Origin of the sequence: Roseibium suaedae (assembly GCF_900142725.1) — a bacterium.
In the GTDB taxonomy this organism is placed as follows: domain Bacteria; phylum Pseudomonadota; class Alphaproteobacteria; order Rhizobiales; family Stappiaceae; genus Roseibium; species Roseibium suaedae.
On record NZ_FRBW01000004.1, the window covers coordinates 504,616 to 517,122 of the forward strand.

Annotated in this window: 12 protein-coding genes; 6 read left to right on the forward strand and 6 right to left on the reverse strand. The window is 59.7% G+C overall.

The genetic code is table 11. The features are described 5' to 3' along the window. Window positions 1–687, reverse strand: a complete 687-nt coding sequence (locus tag BUA94_RS18745) for a TetR/AcrR family transcriptional regulator (protein ID WP_084082128.1) — start codon at window positions 685–687, stop codon at window positions 1–3. Window positions 688–835: 148 nt separating this feature from the next. On the opposite strand from BUA94_RS18745, the gene ppk2 reads away from it, so the two are divergent. Both ppk2 and BUA94_RS18755 read left to right on the forward strand, forming a co-directional pair. After that, window positions 836–1,762, forward strand: coding sequence for a polyphosphate kinase 2 (gene ppk2 / locus BUA94_RS18750; protein ID WP_408011966.1), 927 nt, complete (start codon window positions 836–838; stop codon window positions 1,760–1,762). Between the two features lie 115 nt (window positions 1,763–1,877). After that, complete coding sequence (locus BUA94_RS18755) at window positions 1,878–2,891, forward strand: Gfo/Idh/MocA family protein (RefSeq protein ID WP_073014829.1); 1,014 nt, start codon at window positions 1,878–1,880, stop codon at window positions 2,889–2,891. A 93-nt stretch (window positions 2,892–2,984) separates the two neighbouring features. Here the strand turns inward: BUA94_RS18755 and infC are convergent, their stop codons facing one another. After that, window positions 2,985–3,524, reverse strand: coding sequence for a translation initiation factor IF-3 (gene infC / locus BUA94_RS18760; RefSeq protein WP_073014830.1), 540 nt, complete (start codon window positions 3,522–3,524; stop codon window positions 2,985–2,987). Between the two features lie 370 nt (window positions 3,525–3,894). Between infC and BUA94_RS18765 the strand changes: the two genes are divergently transcribed. Then, window positions 3,895–4,353, forward strand: coding sequence for a hypothetical protein (locus BUA94_RS18765; protein WP_208980151.1), 459 nt, complete (start codon window positions 3,895–3,897; stop codon window positions 4,351–4,353). On the opposite strand, the gene BUA94_RS18770 is transcribed toward BUA94_RS18765, so the two are convergent. Together BUA94_RS18770 and BUA94_RS18775 are read right to left on the reverse strand one after the other, a co-directional pair. Then, window positions 4,354–4,755: a YkvA family protein gene (locus BUA94_RS18770; protein WP_073014831.1), complete on the reverse strand. Its 402-nt coding sequence runs from the start codon at window positions 4,753–4,755 to the stop codon at window positions 4,354–4,356. Between the two features lie 60 nt (window positions 4,756–4,815). After that, on the reverse strand, window positions 4,816–6,501 hold the full coding sequence (locus BUA94_RS18775) for an acyl-CoA dehydrogenase family protein (protein WP_073014832.1): 1,686 nt from the start codon (window positions 6,499–6,501) through the stop codon (window positions 4,816–4,818). A 163-nt stretch (window positions 6,502–6,664) separates the two neighbouring features. Here BUA94_RS18775 and BUA94_RS18780 point away from each other — a divergent pair, with 163 nt between their 5' ends. Beyond that, the gene (locus BUA94_RS18780) at window positions 6,665–7,555 is read left to right on the forward strand and encodes a YihY/virulence factor BrkB family protein (RefSeq protein WP_073014833.1); all 891 of its coding nucleotides are present in this window, start codon (window positions 6,665–6,667) and stop codon (window positions 7,553–7,555) included. Window positions 7,556–7,585: 30 nt separating this feature from the next. Here BUA94_RS18780 and BUA94_RS18785 read toward each other — a convergent pair whose 3' ends face one another. Beyond that, window positions 7,586–8,473 (reverse strand): DMT family transporter, encoded by an 888-nt coding sequence (locus BUA94_RS18785; protein ID WP_073014834.1) that lies wholly within the window; start codon window positions 8,471–8,473, stop codon window positions 7,586–7,588. Window positions 8,474–8,649: 176 nt separating this feature from the next. Here BUA94_RS18785 and BUA94_RS18790 point away from each other — a divergent pair, with 176 nt between their 5' ends. Then, complete coding sequence (locus BUA94_RS18790; protein ID WP_073014835.1) at window positions 8,650–10,656, forward strand: methyl-accepting chemotaxis protein; 2,007 nt, start codon at window positions 8,650–8,652, stop codon at window positions 10,654–10,656. 86 nt (window positions 10,657–10,742) lie between these two features. Here BUA94_RS18790 and BUA94_RS18795 read toward each other — a convergent pair whose 3' ends face one another. Then, window positions 10,743–11,540, reverse strand: a complete 798-nt coding sequence (locus BUA94_RS18795) for an alpha/beta fold hydrolase (RefSeq protein WP_073014938.1) — start codon at window positions 11,538–11,540, stop codon at window positions 10,743–10,745. A gap of 232 nt (window positions 11,541–11,772) precedes the next feature. On the opposite strand from BUA94_RS18795, the gene BUA94_RS18800 reads away from it, so the two are divergent. After that, complete coding sequence (locus BUA94_RS18800) at window positions 11,773–12,372, forward strand: L,D-transpeptidase (RefSeq protein ID WP_073014836.1); 600 nt, start codon at window positions 11,773–11,775, stop codon at window positions 12,370–12,372. Window positions 12,373–12,507: the final 135 nt, after the last annotated feature.

Genomic DNA, 12,507 nt, shown 5'->3' on the forward strand with positions numbered 1-12,507 from the left:
TCAGCCGCTCTCCCCTGCGGTGAGGTCTGGCGCGGCGCCAAGGCTGCCACGCACCATGTCCAGATAGATTTTTTCGATGCGGCCGACGGTCAAGGACCCGCTTTCCCGATACCAGGCCGGGATGCCTGTCAGCATGGCGATGATGGCGCGGGTCGCGACACGCGGCTCCGCGATGTGGTAGCGGCCCATCTTCCTGCCGTCTTCCAGAATGCCCGTCAGGATCGCCTCATAGGCTTGTCGCTGACGTTCGACTTCGGCGAAATTCTCGGGCTCCAGATTGCGCAGCTCCATGTAGGAGATGAACACTTCTTCCGACCGGCTCAGGTGGTAGCAGATGTGAAAGGAGACGAAGACCTCCAACGGATCGGCGTCTTTGGGCGCTTTGGCCCGGCGGTCCCCCCAAGCCTCCAGCAGATCGCGCATGTGCTCGAGCATCAGCGCCTTGAGGATGTCCTGCTTGGTGGCGAAATGATTGTAGAGGGCGCCGGGCTGAACGCCGACTTCCGCAGCGATCTGGCGCATGGAAACGGCAGCATAGCCCTGCCGGGCAAAGAGGCGCAGCGCAGCCTTGCGCACCCGGGCCGCGGTCTGCCCGCCCTTGGTGCTATTGCGCGTGTCTTCAGGTGCTGCTGGCTTGCCGGCTGCTCCTCCCAGAGTGCCTGCCTGCCCCTTGCCGGATTGATCCATGCTGTCCTCCGGGAAGAAAAATAAATGAACGATCATTCATTTTCAATCATAAAAACGCAGGGACCTGTGCGCATGGGTGCACGAGTTCCTATCTTCAGCAGGACTGTCAAAAAACGGTAACAGTCCGGGAGTTCACAGAGGAGAGGAAATGGCTGGAGACGGAACCATGGATGAGACAAGCGCCCGCAGCTGGGTGGAAGCGGAATGGGCAGACAGTCTGGATGAAGAGCTGGAGATGGAGATCGATGATCTTCTGGTCGCGCGCGAGCTCAAGTTCATCACGGATCTGAAGCATTCGTCCGACATTGACCGCAAGACCTATTTCCATGAGCTGCTGCGTCTTCAGGCCGAACTCGTGAAGCTTCAGGACTGGGTTCAGCACACCGGGCAGAAGCTGGTCGTGATCTTTGAGGGCCGCGACGCAGCCGGCAAGGGCGGCGTGATCAAGCGTATCGCCCAGCGTCTCAACCCGCGTGTCGCCCGTGTTGTTGCCTTGCCGGCACCGACCGAGCGTGAAAAGACCCAATGGTACTTCCAGCGCTATGTGCCGCATCTGCCGGCTGCTGGCGAAATGGTTCTGTTTGACCGCTCCTGGTACAATCGCGCGGGTGTCGAGCGGGTCATGGGCTTTGCGTCGGATGAGCAGGTAGACCAGTTCTTCAACGACGTTCCGGAATTCGAGCGCATGCTGGTGCGTTCGGGCATCAAGCTGGTGAAATACTGGTTCTCGATCACTGACCAGGAACAGCAGCTCCGCTTTCTGATGCGCATTCATGATCCGCTCAAGCAGTGGAAGCTCAGCCCTATGGACTTGGAATCCCGCGTGCGCTGGGAGGATTACACCAAGGCCAAGGAAGAGATGCTGGAGAAGACCAACATCCCGGAATCGCCCTGGTTTATCGTGGAAGGCAACGACAAGAAGCAGGCGCGGTTGAACTGCATCAGCCATCTGCTGTCGATCATGCCTTATGAGGACGTGCCGCACGATCCGATCCATCTGCCGGATCGCGTCTTCAACCCGGATTATGAACGCAAGGTTCTGCCGGACGAGCTCTACGTTCCCGAGAAGTTCTGATCCATATCCGGATTGCTCCGGCGCGCTTCCTTCCGAAGGTGCGCCGGAGTTGCTCTCTCCGCCTGTCACAGGCTAAGGATTGTATTCCAACAATCTCGAATGAGGGGCGTACATCATGAGCGATGCCGGCAAGCCGATCCGCTGGGGCATTCTTTCGACTGCGAAAATTGGCCGCGAAAAGGTCATTCCGGGCATTCAGCGCTCCAAATACGGGGCCGCCGCTGCCATTGCATCGCGCGATCTCGTGCGGGCAAAGGAAACCGCATCGGCGCTGGGCATCGACAAGGCCTATGGGTCCTATGAGGAGCTTCTGGCCGATCCGGATATTGATGCCATCTACAATCCGTTGCCGAACCATCTGCATGTGCCTCTGACCCTCCAGGCCGTTGCGGCTGGCAAGCATGTGCTTTGCGAGAAGCCGATCGCGCTCAATGCCGGGGAAGCGCGCCAGCTGATGAACCTGCCGAAAGACAAGCTGGTCGCGGAAGGGTTCATGGTCCGGGCGCATCCCCAATGGATCCGGGCGCGGGAGATTGTTCGCTCCGGCGCTCTTGGCGAGCTCAAGGTGGTGCAATCCTTCTTCAGCTATTTTAATGCTGATCCGGCAAACATTCGCAACATGGCGGAAATTGGCGGCGGCGGATTGATGGATATCGGCTGCTATCCGATCGTGGCCGGCCGCTATTTCTTCGAAGCAGAACCGAAGCGCGCGATCTCGCTTATTGACCGGGATCCGGAATTCGGCACGGACCGGGTGGCCAGTGCCCTGATCGATTTCGGCGATGGCCGCCGGCTTGATTTTACAGTTGCGACCCAGCTTGCGCCCTATCAGCGCATTCAGCTGGTTGGAACCAAGAAGCGCCTGGAAATCCTCATTCCCTACAATGCGCCGGGCAATGAGGGCATGGTGCTGCGGCTGGATGACGGAACAAAGTTTGCCGATGTAGCCTCTGTGACCGAGCAGCTTCCGCCCTCTGACCAGTATGCGGAGTTGGCGGACGTGTTTGCCCGTTCGATCCTGGGCGAAATAGATCCGCCCTACGGTCCGGCAGACGCCGTCCAGAACATGAAGACCCTGGATGCGCTCTTTGCCTCTGAAAAGACCGGAGCCTGGGCCGAAATCGGCTGACCTTCAACGCGGGTTCAAGCCTATCCATAAAACAAAAACCCCGCCAATTTGGCGGGGTTTTTCAATGTCTGAGAGGTGCTGTCTGCAGCGCACTTATTTCAGCGGCGCAAGGATCATCACCATCTGACGGCCTTCGAGACGCGGCGAGGATTCAACCTTGGCGATCTCGGCGGTTTCTTCGCGAACCTGATCGAGCAGCTTCATGCCCAGATCCTGGTGCGCCATTTCACGGCCGCGGAAACGGAGAGTGACCTTGACCTTGTCGCCTTCGCTGAAGAAACGAAGCATGCTCTTCATCTTCACCTCATAGTCATGGGTGTCGATGTTCGGGCGCATCTTGATCTCTTTGATCTCGACGGTTTTCTGCTTCTTTCGCGCTTCGGCAGCCTTCTTCTGGGACTGGTACTTGAACCGGCCATAGTCCAGAATCTTGCAAACAGGCGGCTGAGCGTTCGGCTGGATCTCGACCAGGTCAAGACCGGCTTCTACTGCGATATCCATGGCCTCATCGGTCAGAACGATCCCGCGGTTGTTCCCTTCGTGATCGATCAACTGGACTTCGCGAACGCGAATTTCATTGTTTGTGCGCGGGCCTTCCTTCGTCGGAGGCGGAGCGCGGAATGGACGGCGAATGGTCGCTATCTCCTGTGTTGTTGTGCTCTCGGTTTGGTTTCCTCATGTGCCGGATGCACAAAGAACCCCGGATGTGAACATCTAGGGCACGCTGACTGCTCAGCCAAGGAACACAGGAAAAATCCGGCGAATCCGGCTCAAAGTCAACAGGAAACAATACTTAATGGTCTGGAATGGGTGTTCCGGGCCGGTTCGCGCAGCCGGGAAAAGCTGATCTGAAGCCATCCGGTCCCGCCTCATGCCGGGAATGCCCGTGGGGTGCAACCGCGCTTTCGTCATATGGGGCGCGGCTGCCGCCGGCGCAAGAGGTTGCAGTTCCAGACCTTTTTCAACGCCCTGCCTTCATTCCGGCTTTCGGAACCGTTAGGGTGTGCCGGACTTCAGCAAGGATGTGCTCACCGTGAATGGCAGCAAACTTATCTGGCAATTGATCAAGGTCTCCATCGGATTTTGCGCAGCCGTTCTGACAGCGGGGCTGTTTCTGGCCTGGGGGTATTTCCGGGCTGGTGATCCGACAATGGATCCAGTCGGCTTTGCCGCCATGATCGGCAGCGGTTTTGTCACGGCAAGCATTGTCGGCGGATTTGCCGGGGCTCTGGTCTTTTGCGCCATCGCGGCAGCCGAGCTTCTGTCTGTGCGGAGTGTGATCTACCACGTGGGGGGCGCAGGGCTGATAGCCTTCGGGCTCTGGTCCTTGGGCGCGCCGATGGATCATGGAATGCGGCCGGGAACGGGTGTGGTTCTGGCAGCCGGTTTTGTTGCAGGTTTCGTTTATTGGCTGGTCGCCGGGCGCAGTTCCGGTTGCTGGCGCCAGACTTCAGCGGCCTGATTACAGGCTGGTCTTGTTCGAAGGTTCATAAAGGACATCGTCCCGCAGGCTTTCCTTCGCGGCGTCCCGGTGAACATCGCGGATGTGAACCCGCAGCATGTTCAAGGCGCCGAGCAGAACTGTCGCATCATCGCCAAAGCCGATGCCGATGAGGAAATCCGGCACCGCGTCGATGGGCATGACGAAATAGGCAAGGGCGGCCAGGAGGGTGAGACGCACCTTGCGCGGTGTCGAGGGGTCCAGTGCGCAGTAATAGGCCGCAATCACATCTTCCATGAACGGCACCTGGCGGGCGGCCCGCCGTGCCGTCTTCAGGAGACGGCCGCGCAAGGATTGCCATTGGGTCTCTTCCGAGCCCAGCTTGCTTTCATCAAAGTCGAGTGTGTCGAAGGGTCTTGCCATAAGCATCAGGTGGGACCGTGGCCGGAAAATTCAATCCCGGCCACTTTAGTCTCTTCAAGCTCAGTTGAGGCCGCGGGTTTCCAGAATGCGCCGGGCGATGACCTGAGCCTGGATTTCGCCTGCCCCTTCAAAGATGTTCAGGATCCGGGCGTCACACAGGACGCGGGAGATCTGATACTCCAGCGCGAAGCCGTTGCCGCCGTGAATTTGCAGGGCATTGTCGGCGGCAGCCCAGGCAATGCGGGCGCCGAGCAATTTCGCCATGCCTGCTTCCAGGTCGCAGCGGCGGCCGGAGTCTTTCTGCCAGGCGGAATAATAGGTCAGCTGGCGGGCGATCATCACTTCCGTGGTCATCATGGCCAGCTTGTCGGAGACGCGCGGGAAGGCAATCAGGGGTTTGCCAAACTGGATCCGTTCTTCGGCATAGCGCAGGCCCAGATCCAGGGCGCATTGGGCTACCCCGAGTGCCCGGGCAGCAGTCTGGATGCGGGCCCCTTCGAAGGTCTGCATCAGTTGCTTGAAGCCCTGGCCTTCCTCACCGCCCAGAAGGTTCTCTGCCTTGACCTCGAAACCATCGAAGGCAATCTCGTATTCCTTCATGCCACGATAGCCGAGAACTTCGATTTCGCCGCCGGTCATGCCTTCTGCGGGGAACGGGTTCTCGTCCGTTCCGCGCGGCTTCTCGGCCAGGAACATGGACAGGCCCTTGTACCCCGGCTCGTTCGGATTTGTGCGGGTCAGCAGGGTCATCACATCGGCACGCACCGGATGGGTAATCCAGGTCTTGTTGCCATAGACCTTCCACGTGTCCCCGTCCCGGACAGCGCGGGTCTTCAGCGAGGCAAGGTCGGACCCAGTGTTGGGTTCCGTGAAGACAGCCGTCGGCAGGATTTCGCCAGAGGCGATCATCGGCAGCCATTTCTGCTTTTGCTCTTCCGTGCCACCGCACAGGATCAGTTCTGCGGCGATTTCCGAACGGGTGCCGAGGGAGCCGACGCCAATATAGGCGCGGGACAGCTCCTCGGAGACAACGCACATGGATTCCTTGCCCAGGCCCAATCCGCCATATTCCTCGGGGATCGTCAGGCCGAAGACGCCGAGTTCCGCCATCTGGGCGATGACTTCCATCGGGATATAGTCGTTCTTGAGATGCCACTCGTGGGCATAGGGCGTGACATTGTCTTCCGCAAACCGGCGCATTTCATTGCGGATCTGGTCATATGTCTCTTCCAGGCCGCAGTCGCCGAAGGTGGACTGGCCAGCCTGCAGGCGGATGCATTCCACCAGTTCCAGTCGTAATTCCGGACTGTTGCCTTGGGCAATCAGATCGAGCACATCACGGGTCTGCACAGCCAGGATCTGGTCATCGCTTAGACCGAGATCGAGGAGGCGGACGAATTCGCCCTGGTTCATCGGGATGCCGCCAATGATCTGGGCCAGATACTCGGAGAAGCCGATCCGGACGATCATTTCCTCAAGCTTGCCGAAGCGCTTGTCGGTGATCAGCCGGATTGCATAGGCGTCGAGCTGGCGCAGGGCTTCCACATAGGTCGCGAGCCAGGCAAGGCCGTGCGAGGCACGCTGTTCCCGCTCCATGGCTTCAGAGGAGATCTTTCCATCCACGCTCACCTTGTGCCGGACGGCGCGGGTCGCTGCATCCAGCAGCTTGTCCAGAAGGGCGATAACGCTGGCGGTCTGGTCCGTCAGGGTGGAACTGGTTGGCTCAGGAGCTGCGGCGGTCGACATGCAGACGTCTCCATTTTCGATTATTGCTTTAGAGGCGTTTCTTCCGCAGCTATGTTGCGTTGCAGCAGATAATTTGTCGAGCGGAGAATTCTCAACCTTTCGGCTGAGGCCTTCGTGCAACCCCTGCTTGACCTCGGCCGGTCATCAGGACACCTTACAATGCATGACCCGCATGACCTATCTGATGTCCGCTTTTGCAATCATTCGAGACATTTACGGCCATTTCAGCCGGGATGACGGCTTTGCCATGGCCAGCCATGTGGCCCTGTCCGTACTGCTGGCAGTCTTTCCGCTCCTGATCTTCATTGCCGCCTTGGCGGGCTTCTTCGGTCTGGAGGGAGCGGCGGACAGCGTGTCCGATCTGATCTTTGATGCCTGGCCCCAGTCTGTTGCCGAGCCGGTGGTGCGCGAGATCCATCAGGTGCTGACCGTGCCGCGTGGAGATCTCCTGACCTTCGGCGTGATTGCCTCGCTCTGGTTTGCCTCTAACGGGCTCGAGGCCCTGCGCACGGCGTTGAACCGGGCCTATCGGATGCGGGAAACCCGGTCCTTTGTCCTCTTGCGCATCCAGTCGCTCGGACTTGTGATCCTGGGCGCGGTCGTCATGATCGCCTTCACCTTTCTCGTGGTGCTTGGGCCACTGGTGATCGAGACGGTCATTGCCTGGGTTCCGGGGCTGGAAGAACAGATCCGTTCCTTTGATTTTGTCCGTCTTGTTTTTGCCGGTTTGCTGGTCGGAATGGGGCTCATGGCCGCCCATTGGCTGCTTCCGGCGGGGGAGCGCAGGGTTCTGGACCTTCTGCCGGGCGTCTTTGCGACAATGGTGCTCTGGATGATCTGCGGTGCCGTCTTCGGGGCCTATCTGGCGCGGTTCGCCAATTACGTTTCCACCTATGGTGGTCTCGCGGGCATCATGTCCGCGCTGGTTTTTCTCTATATTTGCTCGCTCGCTTTCATCCTGGGCGGCGAGCTGAATGCGGCCTTGATCCGGCAGCGCGGGCTCTTGAAAGCTGCGCGGGCACGTATGCGCGCGCAGACTAGCGTCAGCAGTTGAGCAAGACGGAAAGCGAGCTTCTGGCGCCGCTCAGGCGGGCTGGATCCGCCGTGTCGGCCGCCTGATCAGCAGGACCGCGCAAATGACCAGCAGCATGCCGCCGATCTGGACCAGTGACAGGCGCTCACCGAAGAGCAGATAGCTCTCGATGGAGGTTGCAACGGGCACCAGATAGAACAGCGAGGCGACTTGTGAGATGGCGCCCTGTCGGATGAGGATCATCAGCAGCATGATTGCGCCGATGGACAGCACAAGGACCAGCCAGGCGAGGGCGAAGATGAACTCGCCGGACCAGACCACGGTCCAGCTTTCCGTCAACGACAGGGGAACAGTCACAAGAAGCGCGCCGATATACTGCCAGAACGTTCCGGCAAGGTGATCGGTCTGGGGCACGAAGCGCTTCTGATAGACGGTGCCGACGCTGATGGTCAGAACCCCCAGGAACACCACCGCGATGTTGACCGGGTCAATGCCGGAGCCGGCAAGGCCGAGTTTCGGGCCGAGCACCAGTCCCAGCCCCGCGCCGCCGATCACAAGTCCTGCCCAATGCTTGATCTCGACTTTCTCGCCGAGCAGAAGCGCGGCAGCTAGGGTGCTGAAGACGGGCTGCAAACCGACCACGATGGCTGTGGCGCCAGCGGGCATGCCATGATCAACCGCCCAGAACACGGCTCCCAGATAGCAGCCATGGATTAGGAAGCCCGTCACCACGCAATGGGCGATCTGAACCGGGTTGGTCGGCCACTTCGGCCGTGTGAACAGGCTGACAGCGAGAAGCAGCGGCAGGACCAGCGCAAAGCGCCAGCTCAGAAACACCATCGGATCGGCGTAGGGGGCTCCCATTTTTGCGCCAATAAAACCTGTCGACCAAAGAAGAACAAATGTTCCGGGAATTGCACCTTTGAGGAAGGAATTCACTGTCAGCAGTCCTGCGAACCAGTTGAAGAAAAGTTTTGCTGATTTTCAAGTCAAGTGTGCCTGCAATATCAGCAATTGGCTGACGGTTCCAGTCACGTAAATTGGCAGTTTTCTTAACTTTTAAGCGGTTTCTTACTTTACAGAAAAAATGCCAAATTCCAGGGGGCATTGCCGCCATGAAAATAAACAAGATGTCTGCGGACGGCAGAGCGACGGGTCTGTCTGTCCGGTTTCGGATTCTCTCTCTTAGTCTGATTACTGCCGTAGGTCTGCTGGTGCTTGGGGGCGTGTTCTGGTGGAGCCAGGACCGGGTCGCCCAGTCGTTCAGCACATTGTCTGAAAGTGCGAGCCTGTCACGCCATATTTCCGATGTCGCCCAGATCATTGATCGGATGCGAAACATTGAGAAGGGCTATCTCGCCCAGCCGGGAGACTTAAGCTACGCCGCCTTTGGCGACCAGCACACTGCAGCCCTCGCAGCGCTGGACGAGATTGCCAAGCGTGACGACACGACAACTCTGGGGGCTGATCTTGCGGATCTGCGCGATACGCTGGAAGGCGTCTCGGGGGCCTTCGATACCCTGAACGGTGTGCAGGCCACCATCGGCTTCGATTCCGAAAGCGGACTACGTGGCACGCTCGTGCAGACCGCCGGTGAAGTTCAGACCCGCCTGAAGAAGGAAATGAACTTCGGTGGTACGCCGGATACCGAAAAGCTCTTCCGGGCGATCCTCGAAATTCAGCTCGCCGAGCGGGAATATGTGATCAACCGGAACGACGTCGCCCTGGGCAATTTTGAAGTTGCCTTTGGCCGATATGAGCGCCTGGTCAAGAAGGCTTACATGCCGAATGAGATCAAGGACGAGATCTCCACGAAGATGCAGGTCTACCGCGAAGCATTCGACTCCTTCACGGCTGCGGACCTTGAAAAAGGCAAGTCCGTCGAGTTGCTGGAAAACCTCTTCGACCTGCTGCCGCCGCGTCTTGAGGCTCTCAACAATTCGGCAAGGGCTGCGGAACTTCAGGCACAAAGTGATCTGGATGCCATCCGCACCTTCTCGACAGGCGCGGTCATGCTGGTCATCCTTGGCCTGCTGATCGGCCTCTCCGCCGCCGCCCTGCTGATCGGCCGCTCCATTGCTGTTCCGCTCGGCCGCCTGAGCTCGGCCATGGAGGCTCTCGCCAGCGGCCAGACGGATATCGAACTGCCGGAAGCCAAGGGCAGCCGGGAGATTGCGGCCATGGCTGCCACTGTCTCCGTGTTCCGGGACAATGCGGTCGAGCGTCAGAGCCTGGCGCTTGCCTCTGAGGCGGAAAACGCCCAGCGGGATGCCCGCGTGGCCAATCTAGAGCAGCTGATTTCCAACTTCGAAGGCATTGTCGATCGGGCGCTTCACAATCTCGACCATGCGACCGATGAACTGGTGCAGACTTCTGTTGCCGTGGAAGCGGCGGCTGATGATGTGGCAGATCAGGCAGGCGAGGCGGGCAACGCGGTGCGTGTCGCCGCCGAGAACGTCAACTCGGCTGCCTCTGCCGCAGAAGAGCTGGCTGCTTCGATCAACGAGATCGCCAGCCAGGCTTCCAAATCGACCGAAGTTGCGAAGAAGGCTGTGGCGAGTGCCCAGGACACGTCCCGCACGATGGATCAGCTTTCCAGCGCCGCCGACCGGATCGGCCAGGTCATGGGCCTGATCAGGGACATTGCCAACCAGACCAACCTTCTCGCGCTTAACGCGACCATTGAGGCTGCCCGCGCCGGGGAAGCCGGCAAGGGCTTTGCCGTTGTCGCGGCAGAGGTGAAGCAGCTGGCTGATCAGACGTCCAAGGCAACCGAAGACATCGCCAACCAGGTTGAGGCCATTCAGGGCTCGTCCTCGCAGGCTCTCTCGGCGATTTCGGAAGTCAGCGGCATCATCACCGAGATGGAAGGCCTGGCCTCGGCCGTGGCTTCCGCAGTGGTGCAGCAGGATGCGGCGGTTCAGTCGATTGCCCGCAACGTGTCTGACGCGTCCAGCCGTTCGGATGAAGGCGCGACCCGCATGGGCGCTGTCGCAGGCGCAACGGATCATGCCCGAGCCACCGGCGCGGAAGTGGAGCGTCTGGCAAAGTCGCTGGCCGAACAGGCCGGTTTGATCCGCCGGGAAGTCTCAAGTTTCCTGACGGGCGTTCGGGCTGCCTGATCCAAAGCCCTTGGACGAGAATAGAAAAACGCCGCGCAGGTTTTCTGCGCGGCGTTTTTGTTTTTGCCGGGTGATGCCCGCAGTGTTCAGGCGCAAACTGCGTTTTGCAGAATGAGGCGCGTCACTTCCCGGGGAACTTCCAGATGAGGCATGTGCCCCACGCCGTCGAAGACGTGAGCGGAGATCATGCCGGGCAGCTTGTGGGCCTGACGGGTGGGCAGAACCCGGTCCTGGGTGCCCCAGACGACCTTGATCGGGCATGGCAGGTCTGCGAGCTCGCGCAGGGGCAGGGTCTTCTGCACGTCGCCGTCGATGATTTCGTCGGCAATTGCCTTCAGGGTTTCCGCAGCTCCCGGCTTGGCGCGGCTTTCAGCAGCGGTGCGGGCAAGGAACTTGGGCAGCTTGAAGCTCCATCCGAAGAACTGCTCAAGGAGCGCCTCCATTTCTGCGGGGTCAGTGGCAGCCGCATAGCGGCGCAGGAGCTTGTGGTTGATTTCCGGGCCGAAACCACCGGGCGCCAGGAGGGTCAGGCTGGCGATGCGCTCAGGTGCGCGAAGAGCGACGAGGGCCGCGACGGCGCCGCCCATGGAATGCCCGACGAGATGCACCTTTTCCAGCTCCAGAGCCTCGATGGTCTGGAACACGGCCTTTGCGGCCACACCTGCATTGCCGATGCGCGGCCAGCCGATGGCCTGGCCATGACCGGGCAAGTCCACCGAAATGGAGCGGCGGCTGGGGGAAAGCGCAGTCTGGATGTTTGCCCAGGTCTGGCGGTCCCCGCCAAAGCCGTGGATCAGCAGGATTGGTGCAGCATGGCTGCCGTCTGCCGCCGGCAGGTCATAAAGGGGCAAGGTTGAACTGGTTGCCGGTGCAAGGCTGGTCATGGAAACTCCCCGGATCATTTTGTCTGTGAGGTTCATCTATCCGGGGGGCGAAAGGCTGCGCAAGCCTGCCCTTGGGGAAGAGGCTGGGGATCATCGTCATATTTCCAGGCCCGCCCCCCGGAGTTGGTCAGAAAAAATTAATCATAATTGGCATGATGGCACTGTGGCTTCATGCTACTCATCGCTATCCGATTCCTTGCGGCCTGCCCGCACATGTTCGAGAGATGCTTTCATGCACCGCGTTGTCCTATCTGCGCTGGCACTGAGCTTGCTCGTGGCCGCCGGCCCGGCTCATGCCGACAATCGTTTCTTTGATCCCAACAGCAAGACCTGGGTCTCCCTGAAGATGACCCCGGAAATGGCTGGCCAGATTGCCCGCAAGAAATACAAGCGCAAGCTTGTCAGCTATTCCGGCCCGGAAGAGCCCGGCACGATCGTTGTCGATACGAATGCGCGCTGGCTTTACCACGTTCAGGGCAACGGCAAGGCCATGCGCTACGGCATTGGCGTCGGCAAGGACGGCTTTACCTGGAAGGGTACGGAAAAGATCACCCGCAAGGCCGAGTGGCCGGGCTGGACTCCGCCGCCGGAAATGATTGTGCGTGAACGCAAGAAGGGCCGCAAGCTGCCGGCTCACATGCCGGGTGGCCCGAAGAACCCGCTGGGTGCCCGTGCCATGTATCTCGGCAGCACCATCTACCGCATTCACGGCACCAATGAAGACTGGAGCATCGGCCAGGCCGTTTCCTCCGGTTGCATTCGCATGCTGAACAGCGACGTCGAATATCTCTACGAGCAGGTCAAGATCGGCGCAAAGGTCAAGGTTCTCTGAATCTTCCACGCCGATGACAAGATGAAAGGGCTGCCCATCGGCGGCCCTTTTTGTTGTCTGGCCTAATACCAACCTCAAGTAATAGCGACCTATTTGATGGCCTCAGTCGGGTTCCCGGCTAGGCGCGGTGCGCCG